The organism is Agromyces binzhouensis (assembly GCF_042672355.1).
GTDB classification, from domain to species: Bacteria; Actinomycetota; Actinomycetes; order Actinomycetales; family Microbacteriaceae; genus Agromyces; species Agromyces binzhouensis.
The window spans coordinates 49,477-68,936 of record NZ_JBHXVJ010000007.1 but is presented as its reverse complement, the minus strand read 5'-3'; the positions used below and the strand labels follow the sequence as shown (position 1 = coordinate 68,936).

Sequence of the window (19,460 nt, the reverse complement as noted above, 5' to 3'; positions counted from 1 at the left end):
TCCTCTCGACGTGCTCGACTTCGGCGCCGGAGACACGGGAACTGGGACACGCGTCCCAGTCCGACCAAGTATGCAGCCCCCGCGCGCGCCGCACCAGTCGCCCGGTACGCTCGCAGCATGCGCCTCGGGGTTCTCGACGTCGGATCCAACACCGTCCATCTGCTGGTGGTCGACGCGCACCCCGGCGCCCGGCCGATCCCCGCCGCGTCGCACAAGGCGGTCCTCCGACTCATGCGCTACCTGGACGACGACGGGTCGATCAGCGAGGCCGGCGTCGAGGCCATCCTCGAGGCCGTCCGCGAAGCGTCCGCCGTCGCGAAGGAATCCGGCATCGACGAGCTCCTGGCGTTCGCCACCTCGGCCATCCGCGAGGCGACGAACGGCGCAGAGGTGCTCGCGCTCATCGAGGAGGCCGCAGGGATCCACCTCGACGTGCTGAGCGGTGCCGATGAGGCCCGGATCACGTTCCTCGCCGTCCGCCGCTGGTACGGCTGGTCGGCGGGCCGCATCCTGCTCTTCGACATCGGCGGCGGGTCGCTCGAGATCGCCCACGGCGGCGACGAGGTCCCCGACAACGCGCGCTCCGTGCCGCTCGGCGCCGGCCGGTCCACGATCGAGTACCTCTCGACCGACCCGCCGACCGACGAGCAGGTCGACGCGCTCCGCACGCACGCCCGAGCCGTCCTCCGATCGACCGTCGACGAGATCGGCGGCATCCCCGAGGTCGACCACGTGGTCGGGTCGTCGAAGACCATCCGCTCGCTCGCCCGGCTCGCGGGGAGCACCGAGGAGGGCGTCGGCTCGGAGGAACGCAGCATCCTGAAGCTCTCGCGCCTCGACGACTGGATCCCGCGTCTGGCGAAGATCCCGGCCGACGCGAGGCCCAACCTCCCCGGCATCACCGCCGACCGGACGTTCCAGATCGTCGCGGGCGCGGTCGTGCTCTCCGAGACGATGCGCGCGTTCAAGGCGAAGACGCTCGAGGTCTCGCCGTGGGCGCTCCGCGAGGGGCTGATCCTGCGTCGGATCGACCGGTTGTCCTGACCCGCTCGGCAGCGACCGCCGACGCAGCCGGCAGCGACGGCCGATCGAGTGCTCCCGCTGGGATTCGAACCCAGACTGAGGCGAGTTTAAGTCGCCTGCCTCTGCCGATTGGGCTACGGGAGCGCGGTGCCGGCCGAAGGGGCCGGCACCGCGTCACAGCATAGGACGCGCTACTTGGCGGCGACGGCCTTCTCGACCTGCTTGGCCGACTTCGCAGCGGGCTTCTTGGCCTCCGACTTCGCCGGAGCGGTCGGCGCCGCGACCTCGCCAGCGGGCTTCGGACGCGCGGCGAAGCGCTCGAACTCGGCGCGCGGATTCTGCACCGCGCTGAGCGAGACGATGTCGCGCCCGAGCCAGAAGTTGTTCCACCAGCCCCAGAACACGCGGAACTTGCGCTCCCACGTCGGCATCGCGAGACCGTGGTAGCCGCGGTGCGCGAACCACGCGAGCAGGCCCGTGATCGCGATCTTGCCCGACTGGAAGGCGCCGGATCCGATGCCGAGGCCTGCGACCGCGCCGAGGTTCTTGTGGAAGTAGTCCTTCGGCTCCTCACCGCGCAGGACCGCGACGATGTTCTTCGCCATGAGCTTGCCCTGGCGCACCGCGTGCTGCGCGTTCGGCACGCAGTAGCCGCCGACGCCGCCGCCCGTGAGGTCGGGCACGGCGGCGATGTCGCCGGCCGCCCAGGCGTCGGCGACGATGTCGTCCTCGTCGCCCACGCGAAGGTCGGGGCGCGCCTTGATGCGGCCCCGCTCCTCGACGGGCAGGTCGCTCGTGCGCACGATCGCCGGGTTCGCCATGACGCCGGCGGTCCACACGATGAGGTCGGTCTCGAAGGTCTCACCCGTCGAGAGCTCGATCCGGCCGTCGACGGCGCTCGTGAGCTGGGTGTCGAGGTGGATCTCGGCGCCGCGCTGGGCGAGGTGCTTGATCACCCAGTGGCTCGTGGGCAGCGACACCTCGGGCATGATCCGGCCCATCGCCTCGATGAGGTGGAAGTGGGTGTCGTCGAACGAGAGCTGCGGGTAGAACTCGAGCAGCGCGCTCGCGAAGGAGCGGAGCTCGGCGAACACCTCGATGCCGGCGAAGCCGCCGCCGACGACGACGACCGTCAGCAGGCGGTCGCGCTCGGGGCCCGCGGGGAGGTTCGCGGCCTTGTCGAAGTTCGTGAGCAGGCGGTCGCGGATCGCGACGGCCTCCTCGATGGTCTTGAGGCCGTACGCCTGGTCTGCCACGCCCGGGATCGGGAACGTGCGCGAGACGGCGCCGCCCGTGACGACGACCACGTCGTAGTCGAACTGCCACGGCTCGCCGGCCTCGGGCGTGATGGTGGCGGTCTTCGACGCGTGGTCGATGCCGGTCACCTTCGCCGTGATGACGTTGGTCTTCTTGAGGTGGCGACGCAGCGACACGACCGAGTGGCGGGCCTCGATCGAGCCCGCGGCCACCTCGGGGAGGAACGGCTGGTAGGTCATGTACGGCAGCGGGTCGACGACGGTCACCTCGGCTTCGCCGGGACGCAGCCACTTCTCGAGCTTCCACGCCGTGTAGAACCCCGCATAGCCGCCACCGACGATCAGAATCTTGGGCACGGTGAATGGACTCCTTGGATCTGTGATGCCTGCGTCGCCTACGCGTCGGAGCGCGTGGAACGCCTGATGTGCCGAGTGGCGCCGATGCCCAACAGCGCTGCTAGCGTACCAAACCCGGCGACCAGCGAGAGCGGCACCGTGATATAGGACAACGTCCACGGCGTCGGCAGGAGGGTCTTCGCGCTGTCCGCGCGCGGAGGCGGAGGGTCGGCGATGGGCACGATCTCCTGGTCATCGGTGCTCTCCGAGCCGCCATCCGCGTCGGGGAGGTCGGCGCGCCGATGCACGCGGATCCAGTCCTCGAGGCTGCCGAGCGGGTTCTGCTCCACGGCCTCGACCTCGGCCGTGAGCGCCGCGACCGGGTCGATGATGCCGTAGCCGTAGAGCGGGCCGGGCACCTCCTCGCCCTTCGGATCGGAGGTGCGGATGATTCGGTTGATGACGTTCGCGGCGTCCAGCTCGGGGTACGCGGAACGGACGAGCGCGACGAGACCGGAGACGAGGGGCGCCGCAGCGCTCGTGCCGGACCAGACCACATGGCTCCCGTCGGGCAGCACGCCGACCAGGTCCTCGCTCGGAGCGGCGACGGCGATGGTGATGCCCTGCGAGCTCGCGTCGAAGCTCGCGTTCTGGTCGCGGTCCACGCCGGCGACGGCGAGCACTCCCGGGACCGTCGCCGGCGCGCCGACCTGGGTCGTGCCCGACCCGCGGTTCCCCGCGGCGGCGACCACCACCACGTCGTTCTCGAACGCGTAGCGGAACGCGTCGTCCCAGCTCTCCGGCCAGTCCGGCGTGTTCCGAGTCAGCGACATGTTGATCACGTCGGCACCGTTGTCGACCGCCCAGACGACGGCCTCGGCGATCTGGTCGTCGTTGGTCTTCTCCGCCCCCGTGTCGAGACCGAAGGCGACGGATGCCGTCAGCAGGTCGGCATCGGGGGCGACACCGATCACGCCGTTGCCCTCGCCGGTGCCGCGGCCCGCCAGGAGCGAGGCGACCATGGTGCCGTGCTCGTCCTCTTCCCCCACGGGCGTCTGGCCGTCGGACGATCCGATGCCCGAGACATCCGTGCCGCCGATCACGACGCCCTCGAGTTCGGCGACGTCGCCGTTCACGCCGGTGTCGATGATCGCGACCGTCACGTCGTCGCCGCGCGACATCGTCCACGCCTGGGTGAAGCCGTAGTCGTTCAGCCAGTACTGGAGGTCGCGGACCGTGTCGGCCTGCGCGGGGGCGGCGCCCGAGAGCGCGAGCACGCCGGCGACGACGGCCGCGACGCCCGCGCGCCAGATCGGCCGGCGACGCGCACCCGGGAGCGCCCGGCCGACCGGCCGGGTGCGACGGCTGCGGGCACGGCTCACGCGGTCGCCCCCTCTTCGACGTCGTCGACGCCGTAGTCGGGGCACCGGCAGACGTCGGGCGACCAGGTCGACCGCTCGAGCGCCAGGTCGCCGATCGGGTTCACTCCGGGGCCGGCGGCGAGCGCGTGGCCGGCGAGCGCGTGCAGGCACTTGACGCGAGTCGGCATGCCGCCCGCCGAGACGCCCGCGATCTCCTCGACGACACCGAACATCGCGCGGTCGGCGAGGTACTGCTCGTGGGCCGCTCGGTACGCCGTGCGGACGTCCTCGTCGCGGCCGAGCAGGTCGGTGAACTCGACCATGAGCTGCGCGGCCTCGAGGAACGACATCGCGGCGGTCGCCACCGGATGGGTGAGGTAGTAGAACGTCGGGAACGGCGTGCCGTCGGACAGCCGCGGCCGCGTGGAGACGACCGTCGGCGCGCCGCACGCGCAGCGCGCCGCGATGCCCACGACGTCGCGCGCGGGTCGCCCGAGCTGCGCCGAGACGATCCGGAGGTCGCGCTCGGAGACGGGTTCGAACGGCGGGCGGGTCATCGGTTCCCCTCGTCAGCGGGTGGGTCGGTCGGGTCGGACTCGGTTCCGGTCGGGTCGGGCGTCCGCCCCGAGGCATCCGTCGCGCTCTGCGCCAGGCCGGCGGTCATGACCGATCGGAGCATCGTCTGCATCCAGTCGCCGCGCGCCTCGGTCACCTCGGCGGAGACCGCGCGGTCGGCGGTGATCGCCATCGCAGGGTCGCGGTCGTCGATCACGAGGTAGCTCACCTCGCCCGGAAGCACGTAGTAGAGCCGCTCGCGCGCCTGCGTGACGATGAAGGTCTCGTCGTTCCAGCGTTCGCGCTCCTCCGTGAGTCGCGCGACCTCGGCCTCCTGCCGGGCGACGTCGGCCTTCAGCTCGGCGATCTGCTGGCGCTGCGCCGCGTACGCCGCGATGCTCGGGGCGAGCACGACCACGGCCAGCACGAGCACGCCCATCATGATGATCGAGAACCCCGAGAAGCGGATGCCGGCGAGCCAGGTCTCGGCGACCTGGCGGATCGACTGGCCCGGCGCGCGCTTCGCGCCCTTCGGAGCGGTCGAGCGCTTCGGAGCCGTCGAGCGCTTCGAAGCGGTCGAGCGCTTCGCACTCGGCGCGGACTTCGAGCCCCGGCCCGCCTGGGTGCGATCCGGACGCGAGGGACGACGTGCAGCGTTCATCGTCCTCCTCACCTCTGGAATGACCGACGGGGGCGGCCACCGGCCACCCCCGTCGTGCGTCTCAGGTACGCGTCACGCCGTGAAGCGCGGGAATGCCGAGCGGCCCGCGTACTCCGCGGCCTCGCCGAGCTCTTCTTCGATCCTCAGAAGCTGATTGTACTTGGCGACCCGCTCGGACCTGGCGGGCGCGCCCGTCTTGATCTGACCGCAGTCGGTCGCGACCGCGAGGTCGGCGATCGTCGTGTCCTCGGTCTCGCCCGAGCGGTGCGACAGCACGGCGGTGTAGCCGGCGCGCTGCGCGAGCTTGACGGCGTCGAGCGTCTCGGTGAGCGTGCCGATCTGGTTCACCTTCACCAGGATCGAGTTGCCGGCGCGCTTCGCGATGCCGTCCGCGAGGCGAGCCGGGTTGGTGACGAACAGGTCGTCGCCGACGAGCTGCAGCTTCGAGCCGAGCTGTTCGGTGAGCGTCGCCCAGCCCTCCCAGTCGTCCTCGGCCAGCGGGTCCTCGATCGAGACCAGCGGGTACGCGGCGGCGAGCTCGCCGTAGTACGCGCTCATCTCGGCCGCCGTGCGGTCCTGGCCCTCGAAGCGGTACACGCCGTTCTCGAAGAACTCGGTCGACGCGACGTCGAGGCCGAGCGCGATGTCGGTGCCGAGCGTGAAGCCGGCCTTGCCGATCGCCTCGGCGATCAGGTCGAGCGCCGCGCGGTTGCTCGCGAGGTCGGGCGCGAAGCCGCCCTCGTCGCCGAGGCCCGTCGAGAGCCCCTTCGACTTCAGCAGGCTCTTCAGCGCGTGGTACGTCTCGACGCCCCAGCGGAGCCCCTCGGAGTAGGTCGGCGCGCCGACGGGCAGCACCATGAACTCCTGGATGTCGACACCGGTGTCGGCGTGCGCGCCGCCGTTGATGATGTTCATCATCGGCACGGGCAGCACGTGCGCGTTGGGGCCGCCGAGGTAGCGGAACAGCGGCAGGTCGGCCGAGTCGGCCGCGGCCTTGGCGACGGCGAGGCTCACGCCGAGGATGGCGTTCGCGCCGAGTCGGCCCTTGTTGTCGGTGCCGTCGGCCTCGATGAGCGCGGCGTCGACGACGCGCTGGTCGGCGGCGTCGAGGTCCTCGATGGCCGGGCCGAGCTCGTCGAGCACGGCGTCGACGGCCTTCTGCACGCCCTTGCCGAGGTAGCGATCGGCTTCGCCGTCGCGCAGCTCGTACGCCTCGAACGCTCCGGTCGATGCCCCCGAGGGCACCGCGGCCCGCGAGACGGTCCCGTCGTCGAGGAGCACCTCGACCTCGACCGTGGGGTTGCCGCGCGAATCCAGGATCTCCCGTGCGCCGACAGCTTCGATGAATGCCACAGTGAACTCCTCTGTGATGGGGATGTGCGAGGACGACTCCGTCGTTGCCCGCAGGACAGTCTAGGACCCCGGTTCCGAGGCCCGCTCGCGTATGTCGGCGACGGACCGGCGCACGGACCCGAGGGGCGCGCGGGGCCTCAGCCGAGGTCGCGGAACTCGAGCGACGCGGCATCCGTCGTCTCGGCCGTGACGGGAACCCACGCGTCGAAGCCGTCGGCGGTCACGCGGTCGAGCAGCCCGCGCAGGTTCTTCACGCGCCGCTCGAACCGCACGCGCATGCCGGATGCCACGAGCTCGTGCTTGAGCGAGAGCAGCGCGGCGGGTGCGAGGTCGGCGTCGTGGACGAGCACGACCGAGCGCGGGCGCCCGTCGTCGCGCACGGCGAGCAGGTCGACGATGCGCTCGAACCCGATCGAGAACCCGCATGCGGGCACCTCGTGCCCGAGGAAGCGGCCGATCATGTGGTCGTAGCGGCCGCCACCGCCGAGCGAGTAGCCGTGGTCGGGGTGCGCGATCTCGAAGATCGTGCCGGTGTAGTAGCCCATGCCGCGGACGAGCGTGGGGTCGAAGTCGATCGCGGTTCCGGGCACGGCGTCGCGGAGCGCCATGAGCTCGCGGTACGCGTCGAGGTCGAGCCAGGCGAGTGGCGGCGCGACGCCGTCCGCGAGGTGCCAGTCCGCCGTCGCGAGCTGCCGCAGCTCGTCGGCGACATCCGCCTTCTCGACACCGAGCGTCGCGAGTTCGGCGGCGACGCCGTCGGGCCCGATCTTGTCGAGCTTGTCGATCGTGATGAGCGCGCGCTCGCGGAGCTCGCCGGGCACGCCCCACGAGCCGAGGATGCCGGCCAGGATGCGCCGGTCGTTCAGCCGGATGCGGCACCCCTCGAGCCCGAGCGCGTCGAGCGCGCCGACGGTAGCGGTGAGCAGCTCGAGCTCGGCGAGCGGCCCGGCCTCCCCGATGATGTCGATGTCGCACTGCACGAACTGCCGGTAGCGGCCCTTCTGCGGCCGCTCCGCGCGCCACACGGGCGCGATCTGGATGGCGCGGAACACCGGCGGCAGCGCGGCGCGGTGGGTCGCGTAGAACCGGGCGAGCGGCACGGTGAGGTCGTAGCGCAGCCCGAGGTCGGCGAGCGAGAGGGCGTCGCCGGATGCCGCGGCGGCGGCGAGGTCGTCGGGCGTGATGCCGCGCTTCATGACCGCGAACGCGAGCTTCTCGTTGTCGCCCCCGAGCCCCGCGTGCAGGCGTGACGAGTCCTCCATGACGGGCGTCTCGATCTCGTCGAACCCGTGCGTCGCGTACACCCCGCGGATGACCGCGAGCGCGTGCTCGCGGCGGGCCTTCTCGGCGGGCAGGAAGTCGCGCATGCCGCGCGGGGGCGTGACGGTCTGGGCCATGCGCTCCATTCTTCCAGCAGCGGATGGCGCCTCGCGCCGTGCCCGGGGGCGCACGCGCCCGGAGGGAGTTCTCCACATCCGTGCGATCCCCGATCCCCTGACGCCCCTGCGTCGCTAGGCTCCCGTAGCGTCGGTGCAGCGCCGACCCGAAGGAGGTCGGATGGCCGGCATCGAGGTGTCCGGGGTGGCACGCGCGTTCGGCGACGTGCACGCCGTGCGGAACGCGACGTTCACGGTCGAGCCCGGCCACGTTGCCGGGCTCATCGGCCCGAACGGCGCGGGCAAGACCACGCTGTTGCTCATGCTCGCGTCCCTGCTGCGACCCGATGCGGGCACCATCCGGGTGGCGGGCTTCGATCCCGTGACCGATCCGGCCGAGGTCCGCGCGCGGATGGGCTGGATGCCCGACCTGCTGGGATCGTGGGCATCGCTCACCGTGCGCGAGGCGCTCGTCACGAGCGCCCGCCTCTACGGCCGTTCGACGGATGCCGCGACGGCGCGCGCCGACGAGCTGATCGACCTCGTCGACCTCGACGAGCTCGCGGACCGTCCGACCCGCGTGCTCTCGCGCGGGCAGAAGCAGCGGCTGAGCCTCGCCCGCGCGCTCGTCCACGACCCGGAGGTGCTGCTCCTCGACGAGCCCGCCTCGGGGCTCGACCCGGTCGCACGAGCCGCACTGCGCGCGCTCGTGCGGCGGCTCGCATCCGAGGGTCGCACGGTGCTCGTCTCCAGCCACGTGCTCGCCGAGCTCGAGGAGATGGCCGACCAGGCCGTCTACCTCGCCGGCGGCGTGACCGCGGCGGCCGACCAGGTCGCGCGTGCCGAGCGCACCGCGCGGGACTGGCGCATCCGATCCCTCGACCGCGACCGCCTGCGAGGGGCGCTCGAGGCGGCGGGCTGGGCCGAGGCCGCGCGGATCGACAACCTCGGGGCGGTGGTCCCCGTGGCGTCCGAGGAGGAGGCGGCGCAGCTGCTCGCGCACCTCATCGGGTCCAGCGTGCCGGTCTCGTCATTCGCTCCGGCGGTCGGCGACCTGGAGCACGTGTTCCTCGATCTCAGCCGCAACGGGGAGGAGGACGCATGACCGGCTTCCTGCAGGGCCTCTGGCTGGTCGTGACGCTCGACCTGCGCCAACGCGTGCGCACGGCGGCGTGGTACGTGCTCCTCGGCGTGTTCGTCGTGCTCGTCGCCGGCGTCACCGTCCTGCTGGTCCTGGCGACCGACGCGTTCCTCGCCGGCGGCGGCGGGGTCTTCTCGTCGATCGTGTTCTTCGTGCTGCTGCTCGGCACGCTCGTCTCCCCCGCACTCAGCGCGAACGCGATCAACGGCGAGCGCGACGCGGGAACACTCGCGACCACCCAGGTCACGCTCGTCACGACGACCCAGATCGTGCTGGGCAAGTGGGTCGCGGCGTGGATCACCGCGCTCGCGTTCCTCGCGGCGGCCGTGCCGTTCCTCGTGTTCGCGGTCGCGTTGGGCGAGGTCCCGGCGACCACCATCCTCGTCTCCACGATCGTGACCGCGCTCGAACTCGGCGTGGTCGCCGCGATCGGCGTCGGCCTCTCGGGCCTGCTGACCCGGCCGCTGTTCTCGGTCGCGGTGACGTACCTGGTGGTCGCGGCACTCTCGATCGGCACGCTCATCGCGTTCGGCCTCGGCGGGGCGTCGGTGCAGTCCGAGGTCCGGACGACCAGCACGTACGTCGACTGGATGGCGGTCGAGCGCGACGGGGTCCCGCCGGGCGAGGAGCCGCCCTGCCTGCCGCCCGAGACATGGATCTACGACGTGCCGCGATTCGACTACGTGTGGGGCTTCCTCGCGGCGAATCCGTACGTCGTGGTGGCGGATGCCGCGCCGGCGAGCTTCGACGACCGGGGTACGCCGACCGACCTCTTCACCTGGATCGCCGTCGGAGTCCGCCAGGCGCAGCACGCCCCCGAGCCCGAGGTCGTGTACGACGAATGCGCGAACTGGACCCCGAGCGGCGCGATCGTCGACGAGGAGTCCGAGACGCCTCGCGAGGTGTACGAGGACTCGGTCCCCTCGTGGTTCGTCGGCCTGGCCATCCACCTGCTGCTCGCGGCCGGCGCCCTGGTGTGGGCGATCCGGCGCACCACGACGCCCGCGCACCGGCTTCCCCGCGGCAGCCGGATCGCCTGATCGGAGCGCACCGCGCGGGGAGCGTGCGCTCAGGCCTCCGCGGCGCGGACGTCGTCCTGCATCGAGCGGATGGCACCCCTGAGCGCGCGTTCGGCGTCGAACCCCTGGGCGCGGGCCGAGGCCACGAGCGACATGAGCGTATCGCCGAGCTCGCCCTCCGTGGCCGGCGCGAACGCGGCATCCGCCGCCGATCGGGTGACTCCGACCTTCTCCGCCTTGCCGAGGAGCTTCTGCGCGAGCGCGAGCGCCGGCATGCCCTGCGGCACGCCGTCGAGCACGCTCGTGCGGTGCGGCTTCTCGCTGGCCTTGAGGTCATCCCAGAACGCGACGACGTCGGCCGCGGTCTCGGCCTCGCGGTCGCCGAAGACGTGCGGATGGCGCGCCACCATCTTCGCCGTCATGTGGCGGGCGACGTCGTCGATGTCGTAGTCCTCGCCGGGAGTGTGCGCGGCGAGGTCGGCGTGGAAGAGCACCTGGTAGAGCACGTCGCCGAGCTCCTCGATCATCTCTTCGCGACTGCCGGACTCGATCGCGTCGATGAGCTCCCAGCACTCCTCGACGAGGTACTGCACGAGCGATTCGTGGGTCTGCTCGGCGTCCCATGGGCATCCACCCGGTCCCCGCAGACGTCCGACCATGGCGACGAGTTCGAGCAGCCCGTCGCCGTCGACCGGAGCCGCGGCCGCGGCATCCGTCGTCGCCCACTCGGCCGCATCGTGCCCGCCGGTCGTTCGCGTCATGACCCACCGCCCCTCACCGGGCCGTGCGCGACCCGTCGCTGCGAGCCTAACCGCGCCGCCCGATAGACTCGACGGCAGGAGTGCCGGGAAGTCTGGTCGGCCGACGCGTCGCGCGTCGTCGCTGTTTCCGCACGGCTCCGTCGCCGTTTCCGACCCCCGTCAGAGGTGCCATGAACATCCTCCGCTCCGAGCGCGTCTCCGCGTCGCTCCTGCTCGCCGCCGCCGTGCTCGGCCTGATCCTCGCGAACTCGCCGATCGGTCACGACCTCGTCGAGTTCAAGCACGCGCATCTCGCGGTCCCGTTCACGGGCCTCGACCTCTCCCTCGGGCACTGGGTGAGCGACGGCCTGCTCGCGGTCTTCTTCTTCATCGTCGCGGTCGAGCTCCGACGCGAACTCGTCATCGGCGAGCTGAACAGCTTCTCGAAGGCGGCGCTGCCCGCCATCGCCGCGCTCGGCGGCGTCGTGGCACCCGCGCTCGTCTTCCTCGCGTTCGCCGGGGCAGGCCCGACCGCCGACGGCTGGCCCATTCCGACGGCGACCGACATCGCGTTCGCGCTCGGCGTGCTCGCGATGTTCGGACGCTTCATCCCGACGCGCGTTCGCGTCTTCCTGCTCGCGCTGGCCGTGCTCGACGACCTCATCGCGATCCTGATCATCGCGTTCTTCTTCACCGCCGATGCCGACCTCGCCTACCTCGGGTTCGCCGCCATCACGGTCACGCTCTTCGGCATGATGAGCCGGCTGCTCGCGCCCCGGTCGCCGTACGTGCTCGCGCGGCGCGCCCTGTGGCCGGTCATGGTCGGGCTGTGGACGCTCGCCGTGCTCACCTGGTCGTTCGTCTACCTCTCGGGCGTGCACGCGACGATCGCGGGCGTGATGCTCGGACTCGTGATGTCGCGTCGCCCCGCCGGCCGTGCCGTGCACTCGCTCGAGCCGATGTCGAACGCGGTGATCCTGCCGCTGTTCGCGTTCTCCGCCGCGCTCGTGGCCATTCCCGCGGTGCGGCCGAGCGAGCTCGACCCGGCGTTCTGGGGCATCCTCGTAGGCCTCCCGGTCGGCAAGATCGTGGGCATCACGATCATCGGCGGCATCGCCACGCTGTTCGTGCACCGACGGACGGGCATCAAGCCGCTCACCTGGTCGGACGTCGCCATGGTCGGCGCACTGGGCGGCATCGGCTTCACCGTGTCGCTGCTCATGAACGAGCTCGCCTTCCGCGAGTACCCAGAGGTCGCCGACCAGGGCGTCGTCGCCGTGCTCATCGGCTCGGGCATCGCGATCGCGATCTCGGCGGTGTTCGTCAGCCTGAAGTCGCGTGCGTACCGACGGCGCGGCGCTGCGGAGGGCGTCGGCGGACCGCTCGCGCACTGAGCGCGCCGCCCCGGCCGGGTCTCGCGCCTGCGTCAGCCGGCGGTTGCGGCCGTGCCCTCGGCGGGCGCGGCCCGCTGCTCTGCCGGGAAGATCACCCCGATCAGGTTCGAGACCCATCCGATGAGGTCGGCGTCGCCCGGCGCCTCGCCGCCCGGCGTCGGGAACGGCACGAGGATGACGTCGTTCTGCGGGAAGAGCTTCGCACCCGGGTACATGCGCTCGAGCCGCACGCGACGCGAGTCCGGCAGCTTCGCGGGCGCGATGCGCAGCTTGGAGCCCGTCGCGATGACGTCGGAGAGTCCGGCGAGCTGCGCCGTGCGGCGCAGCCGCGAGACGGCCACGAGATGCTCGACCGGTTCGGGTAGCTCGCCGTAGCGGTCGACGAGCTCCTCGACCACCAGGTCGATCTGGCCGTCCTTCGCGGCCGGGCCGCTCGCGGCCGAGAGCTTCTGGTAGGCCTCGAGTCGCAGTCGCTCGCTGTCGACGTAGTCCTCAGGGATGTGCGCGTCGACGGGCAGCTCCAGCCGCAGCTCCGTCTGCCCCTCGGCGACCTCGCCGCGGAACGCGTTGACGGCCTCGCCGATCATCCGCAGGTAGAGGTCGAAGCCCACGCCCGCGATGTGCCCGGCCTGCTCGGCACCGAGCAGGTTGCCCGCGCCGCGGATCTCGAGGTCCTTCAGGGCGACCTGCATGCCGCTGCCGAGCTCGTTGTTCGCCGCGATCGTCGAGAGCCGGTCGTGCGCGGTCTCGGAGAGCGGCTTGGCCGGATCGTAGAGGAAGTACGCGTAGGCCCGCTCGCGGCCGCGGCCGACCCGGCCGCGGAGCTGGTGCAGCTGCGACAGGCCGTACTTGTCGGCCCGGTCGATGATGATCGTGTTCGCGTTGGAGATGTCGAGTCCGGTCTCGATGATCGTCGTCGAGACGAGCACGTCGAACTTGCGCTCCCAGAAGTCCCCGACGATCTGCTCGAGCACGTGCTCGTTGAGCTGGCCGTGCGCGACCGCGATGCGCGCCTCGGGCACGAGTTCGGCGAGCTGCGCCGCGACCCGGTTGATCGAGGACACCCGATTGTGCACGAAGAACACCTGGCCCTCGCGGAGCATCTCGCGGCGGATGGCGGCGGCGACCTGCTGGTCGGTGTAGGGGCCGACGAACGTCAGGATCGGATGCCGGTCCTCGGGCGCCGTCGCAAGCGTCGACATCTCGCGGATGCCGGTGACGGCCATCTCGAGGGTGCGCGGGATCGGGGTGGCGCTCATCGCGAGGATGTCGACGTTGGTCTTCAGCTTCTTCAGCTGGTCCTTGTGCTCGACGCCGAAGCGCTGCTCCTCGTCGATGACCAGGAGACCCAGGTCCTTGAACGCGATCTGCTCGGTGAGGATCCGGTGCGTGCCGATGACCATGTCGACGGTGCCGTCCGCGAGGCCGGCGACGGTCTCGCGCACCTCCTTGTCGGTCTGGAAGCGGCTGAGCGCGCGCACGTGCACGGGGAAGCCCGCGAACCGCTCGGAGAACGTCTCGACGTGCTGACGCACGAGCAGCGTCGTCGGCACGAGCATCGCGACCTGCTTGCCGTCCTGGATCGCCTTGAACGCGGCGCGCACCGCGACCTCGGTCTTGCCGAACCCGACGTCGCCGGCGAGCAGTCGATCCATCGGGATGGGCCGCTCCATGTCGGCCTTGACCTCGTCGATGGTCTGCAGCTGGTCGGGCGTCTCGACGTACGGGAAGGCCTCCTCGAGCTCGTGCTGCCAGGGCGTGTCCTGGCCGAAGGCGTGCCCCTTGGCCGCCATCCGCGCCGAGTACAGCTTCACGAGCTCGACCGCGATGTCGCGCACGGCCTTGCGCGCACGGCTCTTGGCCTGCGACCAGTCGCTCCCGCCCATCTTCGACAGGCTCGGCGCCTCGCCGCCGACGTAGCGGCTGAGCAGGTCGAGCTGGTCCATGGGCACGTAGAGCCGGTCGCCGGGCTGCCCGCGCTTGGAGGGCGCGTACTCGAGCACGACGTACTCGCGCACGGTCTTCGGCGCCGGCTTGATCCCGGCGGTGCGGCTCGGACCGGTCGGCCGGGCGCCGGCGACCTCGCGCTGCACGAGTTCGACGAACCGGCCGATGCCGTGCGTGGAGTGGACGACGTGGTCGCCGGCCTTCAGCTGCAGGGGGTCGACGACGTTCCGTCGCCGGCTCGCGAGCTTCTTGACCTGCCGGGTGTCGTACCCGGCCGAGCGACCGTAGAACTCGGCCTCGGCGATGAGGCCGACCTTCGCCTCGGGCAGCTCGAACCCGGCAGCCGCCTGGGCCTGCACGAGGAACGCGACGCCCGGCTCGAGCTCGTCGGGCACGGTCTCGACGATGCGCCCGGCGAGCCCGTGCTCGGCGAGCACGTCGCGCGCGCGCTCGACGAGTCCGTGTCCGGCGGCGGCGACGACGAGGCTCCACCCGTCGCGCAGCCGTTCGCCGACGTGCGCGACGGCGCCCTCGACGTTGCCCTGGAAGCTCGGCACGGTCGTGGCCGCGACCCGCACGTACGCGGCATCCGCCCCGCCGGCGGTCTCGCCGACGGCCTCGGCCGCGTCGCCCTGGTCGAAGCTCGAGAAGGTCCACCACACGTGGTCGGCGTCGGGCGCGCCGGGAGCGCTGAAGAGCACGGATTCGCGCAGTGCGCGCAGGGTCAGGAAGTCGCCGGCCGCGAGGTCGATGGGCGCCGCGGCACCCGCGGTCGCGGCATCCCACGCCGCCGCCAGGAACTCGCGGTTCGTCTCGCCGAGGCTCACCGCACGACCGGCGACCCGCTCGGGCCCGACCACCGCGACCGCGGCGCCCGCGGGGAGGTAGGAGGTCACGGGAACCAGTCGCTCGACCAGCGCCGGCGCCAGCGATTCCATGCCCTCGACCGGGATGCCCTCGGCGATGCGCTCGAACATGCCCGAGAGGTTGGGGAACTCGTGGACCATTTCGCGGGCGCGCTGGCGCACCGGCTCGGTGAGCAGCATTTCGCGGCTCGGCGCGAGGACCACCCGATCGACCGCGTCGGGCAGCGATCGCTGGTCGGCGACCGAGAACGCGCGGAGCTCCTCGACCTCGTCGCCGAAGAAGTCGACGCGGACGGGGTGGTCGGCCGTCGGCGGGAAGACGTCGAGGATGCCGCCGCGCACCGCGAACTCGCCCCGGCGCGACACCATGTCGACGCGCGAGTACGCGAGGTCGACGAGCCGCAGGGCGAGGTCGGACAGGTCGTGCCCGCGCCCACCCGCGACGAGTTCGACGGGGGCGAGGTCGGCCAGGTTGTCGGCGACGGGCTGCAGCGCGGCGCGCACCGACGCGACGATGACGAGCGGATGCCTCGCGCCCTCGGCACTCCATGCGGCCATCCGCCGGATGGCGTGCAGGCGACGCCCGACCGTCTCGGCGCTCGGGCTGAGCCGCTCGTGGGGCAGCGTCTCCCATGCCGGGAACTCGAGGATCTCGGCGTCGTCGAGGTACGGGGCGAGCGAACTGCGCAGCGCCTCGCCTTCGCGACTCGTCGCGGTGATCACGAACAGGACGGGCGGGTGGCCGTTGGTCGTGCGACGGCCCAGCAGCCCCGCGAGCAGGGGCGCGTCGAGCCCGGCCGGAGCGGAGAAGTCGGCGTTCCGATCGGCCTCCGCGAGGGCTCGGTCGATCGTGGAGGCGCGCGAAAGCGCCGTGTTCAAGCCCTGCAGGATCACCGGAGCAGTCTACGCGCGCGCCCCGACATGACCGCCCGGTCCGCCGAGGTCGGGCGGCCCGTCGGCGCGATCGGGTCGGCGGCCGCCGATAGCATGGTCGCCGCCCGCCCCGACCGGAAGGACCACCGCATGATCATCGCCGCCGCCGACGGCTCCGCCCTCGGCAACCCCGGCCCGGCGGGCTGGGCCTGGTACGTCTCCGACGACTGCTGGGCGGCGGGCGGATGGCCCCGCGCGACGAACAACCAGGGCGAGCTGACCGCGGTGCTCGAGCTGTTCCGCGCGACCGCCCACCTCGACGACGAGCTCCTCGTGCAGTGCGACAGCCAGTACGTGATCAACTCGCTCACGAAGTGGATGGCCGGCTGGAAGCGCAAGGGCTGGCGCAAGGCCGACGGCTCCCCCGTGCTGAACCGCGAGCTGCTCGAACAGCTCGACGCGGCACTCGCCGGTCGCCGCTACCGGTTCGAGTGGGTCCGGGGCCACGTCGGCCACCCGATGAACGAGGCCGCCGACGACCGCGCCCGTGCCGTCGCCGAGGCGTACCGCCGCGGCGGCGACATCCCGGCCGGCCCCGGATGGGTCGGCGCCTGCGAGCCGGAGGCCGATGCCGCCGCCACCGCCGTTCCGGTCACGGCCACCGCTCCTCCCGTGCCCGCGGCGTCGGCGCTCGCCGACCGCGACGCGGAGGACGCGGCGCTCTTCGACTTCGACGAGCCCGAGGCGGACTGGCGCACCCTGTCGCTCGAGCTGACGACCGAGGAGCACACGCGGCTGGTCGAGCGCGCCCGCGCGGCCGGGGTGACCCCGGAGGAGTTCCTGCGCGGCCTGATCTAGCGCCTCCGCCGCCCGACGCCCGGCCGGGCCCGCGGCCGGGGAGCTGCGTGAGCTCCGCCGCGGCCGCGGGGAGGTCAGTCGTCGTGGTGCTCGGCCTCGCGCTCACCGGTGAGCACCGCGACCGGCACCGTGCAGGCATCCCCGCGCCATGCCTCGACGCCCTCGCGGAGCGCGAACCCCGCGATGACGAGCGCGGCGATCGAGTCCGCCCACGCCCATCCGAACAGGCCGTTCAGCAGCAGGCCGGCGAGCAGGGCTCCCGACAGGTAGGCGCAGATCAGCGTCTGCCTCGAGTCGGCGACCGCACTCGCGGAGCCGAGCTCGCGCCCGGTCCGGCGCTCGAACCAGGACAGCAGCGGCATGATCACGAGGCTCGCCGCTGCCAGCGCGAGGCCGACCGGCGAGGGATCGGGATCGGCTGCACCGAGCAGGGCGCTCGCCGCGTCGATCGTGACGAACAGGGCGAGCCCGAAGAACGACACGGCGATCAGCCGGAGCGCGAGGCGTTCCCGCCGCTCCGGGTCGGGCGCGGCGAACTGCCAGGCGACGGCGACGGCGGAGAGCACTTCGACGACGGAGTCCAGGCCGAACGCGACGAGGGCGGCGGATGACGCGATGCTGCCGGCCGTGAGGGCGATGACCGCTTCGATCACGTTGTAGGTGATCGTGGCGGCGACGATCCAGCGGATCCGTCGCTGGAGGATCGCGCGACGCGCCACCCGGGGCGCGGGGACCGGCTGCGACGGCGTCATGCGCAGGCGCACCCGTCGCTCGAGCAGCACTCGGGGTCGACCACCAGCACGAGTCGCAGCAGGTCGCCGAGCGCCGATGAGAGGGCCGGGTCGACGAGGCGGTACGAGGATCGCCGCCCGTCGGGGCTCGCCTCCACGAGGCCGCAGCCGCGGAGGCAGGCGAGCTGGTTCGACATGACCTGCCGCGAGACGCCGAGCGATGCCGCGAGGTCGGACGGATACGCGGGACCATCGCGGAGCTGCAGCAGGATCCGCGCCCGCGTGCCGTCGGAGAGCGCGTGCCCGAGTCGAGCCAGCGCGGCCGTGTGCGTGAGCGTCGTCGTGGTGGTCACGCGTCCGACGATACACGCATTCGTGTACTCACGAGTTCGTGGACGACGCGCGCCTCAGGCGGGCGAGTGGAACCGCTGCTGCGCCGCGACGAGACCGTGCTCGACGATGGCCTCGACCGCGTCCGCGGCATCCGACAGCAGGTTCGGGAGGGCCTCGCGCTCGGGCCCGGCGAAGTCGCGCAGCACGTAGTCTGCGGCATCCATGCGACCCGGCGGACGGCCGATGCCGACGCGCACGCGCGTGAAGTCGGGCGAGCCGGCGGCCTTCTGGATGTCGCGCAACCCGTTGTGGCCGCCGTGGCCGCCGCCGCGCTTGAGGCGCACGGCGTCGAACGGGATGTCGAGTTCGTCGTGCACCACGACGAGCCGGTCGGCGCCGAGCGAGTAGAACTTCAGCAGCGCCGAGACGGGCCCGCCGGAGGTGTTCATGTAGCTGTTCGGCTTGGCGAGCACGAGCTTCGGCCGCCCCGGGCCGAGGAAGCCCTCGGCGACGCGGGAGGGCGTCTTGTGGCTCTTGAACGTCGCGCCGATGCGCGAGGCGAGCTCGTCGGCGACCATCTGGCCGACGTTGTGCCGGTTGCCGGCGTACTGCGCGCCGGGGTTGCCGAGGCCGACCACGAGCCAGGTGTTGTCGGACACGGGGTCGTCCTTCCGGCGATGCAGGAGGCGGTCGATGAGGTTCACGGATGCCTCCGGGCAGGTGTCAGGGGAACGGCGGAGGGCCCGCGGCCCCGCGATCCGAGCGTACCCGGATGCGGCGACGCGGACCCTCGCGACGAAGCGGGATCGACTACTCGGCCGACTCGCCCTCGGCGGCCTCCTCGGCGGGAGCGGCCTCGACGGCCTCCTCGCCCGCGGCCTCGGGCTCCTCGCCCAGGTCGACCTTCTGCGGCACGTGCACGTTGACGACGAGCGAGTCGGGGTCGCCGAGCAGCGAGGCACCCGTGGGCAGCTCGATGTCCTTCGCGAGCAGCTGGGTGCCGTCCTCGAGGCCCTCGACGCTCACGACGACGTTCTCGGGGATGTGCGTCGCCTCGACCTCGAGCGACAGGGTGTGCGCGTCGAGGTCGGCGATCGTGCCGGCAGCGCTCTCGCCCTCGAGGTGCACGGGCACCTCGACCTGGACCTTCTCGCCGCGCGTGACGACGATGAGGTCGATGTGCTCGATGATCTGGTGCACCGGGTCCTTCTGCACGTCCTTGACGAGCGCGAGCTGGCTCTCGCCCTCGATCTGGAGCTCGAGCACGGCGTTCGCCTTGCGGATCAGCAGCGCGGTCTGGTGGCCGGGCAGGGTCACGTGGGTCGGCTCGCTGCCGTGGCCGTAGATCACGGCGGGGATCTTGTGCGCAGCGCGGATCTTGCGGGCAGCGCCCTTGCCGAACGACTCGCGCAGTTCGGCGACGACCTTGTTGTCTTCGTCCATGGTGATGGCTCCTTGCGGGCTCGCGGCCCAGGTTGGGTTCTGTCGTGTCAACTCGAACGCCCGGGGCTGCGCGCGCAGCCAGCGTGAGGAACAGCCGTGAGTCTGATTCCACCGCGTCGATAACGGATGCCGCACCGGGACGAACCCGGCTCCGGCGGCGTCCCTCGCCGAAGTTCAATAGGCCAGTCTACCCG

At 72.0% G+C, this 19,460-nt stretch carries 17 protein-coding genes and 1 tRNA gene; 5 read left to right on the top strand and 13 right to left on the bottom strand.

Annotated features, from left to right (window positions below):
* Positions 1-117 precede the first annotated feature (117 nt).
* Entirely contained in the window at positions 118-1,044 is a 927-nt protein-coding gene (locus tag ACFVHK_RS13150; protein WP_376929188.1) for a Ppx/GppA phosphatase family protein, read from the top strand.
* 49 nt (positions 1,045-1,093) lie between these two features.
* Here ACFVHK_RS13150 and ACFVHK_RS13145 read toward each other — a convergent pair.
* From ACFVHK_RS13145 to hisS, 7 genes are all read right to left on the bottom strand, one after another.
* A tRNA-Leu gene (locus ACFVHK_RS13145) sits at positions 1,094-1,167 on the bottom strand.
* A gap of 47 nt (positions 1,168-1,214) precedes the next feature.
* Positions 1,215-2,636, bottom strand: coding sequence for an NAD(P)/FAD-dependent oxidoreductase (locus ACFVHK_RS13140; protein ID WP_376929187.1), 1,422 nt, complete (start codon positions 2,634-2,636; stop codon positions 1,215-1,217).
* A gap of 38 nt (positions 2,637-2,674) precedes the next feature.
* Complete coding sequence (locus ACFVHK_RS13135; RefSeq protein WP_376929186.1) at positions 2,675-3,997, bottom strand: S8 family serine peptidase; 1,323 nt, start codon at positions 3,995-3,997, stop codon at positions 2,675-2,677.
* Positions 3,994-4,533, bottom strand: coding sequence for a DUF501 domain-containing protein (locus tag ACFVHK_RS13130; RefSeq protein WP_129235126.1), 540 nt, complete (start codon positions 4,531-4,533; stop codon positions 3,994-3,996). Before ACFVHK_RS13130 ends, ACFVHK_RS13135 begins: the two co-directional genes overlap by 4 nt.
* Positions 4,530-5,192: an FtsB family cell division protein gene (locus ACFVHK_RS13125; RefSeq protein ID WP_376929185.1), complete on the bottom strand. Its 663-nt coding sequence runs from the start codon at positions 5,190-5,192 to the stop codon at positions 4,530-4,532. The genes ACFVHK_RS13130 and ACFVHK_RS13125 overlap by 4 nt, the downstream gene beginning before the upstream one ends.
* A 72-nt stretch (positions 5,193-5,264) precedes the next feature.
* Positions 5,265-6,545 (bottom strand): phosphopyruvate hydratase, encoded by a 1,281-nt coding sequence (gene eno, locus ACFVHK_RS13120; RefSeq protein WP_129235132.1) that lies wholly within the window; start codon positions 6,543-6,545, stop codon positions 5,265-5,267.
* A 137-nt stretch (positions 6,546-6,682) separates the two neighbouring features.
* On the bottom strand, positions 6,683-7,942 hold the full coding sequence (hisS, locus tag ACFVHK_RS13115; protein WP_376929184.1) for a histidine--tRNA ligase: 1,260 nt from the start codon (positions 7,940-7,942) through the stop codon (positions 6,683-6,685).
* Between the two features lie 160 nt (positions 7,943-8,102).
* Here hisS and ACFVHK_RS13110 point away from each other — a divergent pair, with 160 nt between their 5' ends.
* A complete protein-coding gene (locus ACFVHK_RS13110) occupies positions 8,103-9,026 on the top strand; it encodes an ABC transporter ATP-binding protein (protein WP_376929183.1) in 924 nt (307 codons plus the stop codon).
* Positions 9,023-10,102: an ABC transporter permease gene (locus ACFVHK_RS13105; protein WP_376929182.1), complete on the top strand. Its 1,080-nt coding sequence runs from the start codon at positions 9,023-9,025 to the stop codon at positions 10,100-10,102. The genes ACFVHK_RS13110 and ACFVHK_RS13105 overlap by 4 nt, the downstream gene beginning before the upstream one ends.
* A gap of 29 nt (positions 10,103-10,131) precedes the next feature.
* Here the strand turns inward: ACFVHK_RS13105 and ACFVHK_RS13100 are convergent, their stop codons facing one another.
* Positions 10,132-10,842, bottom strand: a complete 711-nt coding sequence (locus tag ACFVHK_RS13100; RefSeq protein ID WP_376929181.1) for a MazG family protein — start codon at positions 10,840-10,842, stop codon at positions 10,132-10,134.
* Between the two features lie 170 nt (positions 10,843-11,012).
* Between ACFVHK_RS13100 and nhaA the strand changes: the two genes are divergently transcribed.
* Positions 11,013-12,215 (top strand): Na+/H+ antiporter NhaA, encoded by a 1,203-nt coding sequence (gene nhaA / locus ACFVHK_RS13095; RefSeq protein ID WP_376929180.1) that lies wholly within the window; start codon positions 11,013-11,015, stop codon positions 12,213-12,215.
* A gap of 32 nt (positions 12,216-12,247) precedes the next feature.
* Here the strand turns inward: nhaA and mfd are convergent, their stop codons facing one another.
* On the bottom strand, positions 12,248-15,922 hold the full coding sequence (gene mfd / locus ACFVHK_RS13090; RefSeq protein WP_376929179.1) for a transcription-repair coupling factor: 3,675 nt from the start codon (positions 15,920-15,922) through the stop codon (positions 12,248-12,250).
* A gap of 27 nt (positions 15,923-15,949) precedes the next feature.
* On the opposite strand from mfd, the gene ACFVHK_RS13085 reads away from it, so the two are divergent.
* On the top strand, positions 15,950-16,759 hold the full coding sequence (locus ACFVHK_RS13085; protein ID WP_376929178.1) for an RNase H family protein: 810 nt from the start codon (positions 15,950-15,952) through the stop codon (positions 16,757-16,759).
* A gap of 74 nt (positions 16,760-16,833) precedes the next feature.
* Here ACFVHK_RS13085 and ACFVHK_RS13080 read toward each other — a convergent pair whose 3' ends face one another.
* The 4 genes from ACFVHK_RS13080 to ACFVHK_RS13065 all read right to left on the bottom strand — a co-directional run bounded on the left by ACFVHK_RS13080 (position 16,834) and on the right by ACFVHK_RS13065 (position 19,266).
* Complete coding sequence (locus tag ACFVHK_RS13080) at positions 16,834-17,511, bottom strand: cation transporter (protein WP_376929177.1); 678 nt, start codon at positions 17,509-17,511, stop codon at positions 16,834-16,836.
* Entirely contained in the window at positions 17,508-17,843 is a 336-nt protein-coding gene (locus ACFVHK_RS13075) for an ArsR/SmtB family transcription factor (RefSeq protein WP_376929176.1), read from the bottom strand. Before ACFVHK_RS13075 ends, ACFVHK_RS13080 begins: the two co-directional genes overlap by 4 nt.
* A gap of 54 nt (positions 17,844-17,897) precedes the next feature.
* On the bottom strand, positions 17,898-18,482 hold the full coding sequence (pth, locus tag ACFVHK_RS13070) for an aminoacyl-tRNA hydrolase (protein ID WP_376929333.1): 585 nt from the start codon (positions 18,480-18,482) through the stop codon (positions 17,898-17,900).
* Positions 18,483-18,633: 151 nt separating this feature from the next.
* Positions 18,634-19,266: a 50S ribosomal protein L25/general stress protein Ctc gene (locus ACFVHK_RS13065; protein WP_376929175.1), complete on the bottom strand. Its 633-nt coding sequence runs from the start codon at positions 19,264-19,266 to the stop codon at positions 18,634-18,636.
* Positions 19,267-19,460: the final 194 nt, after the last annotated feature.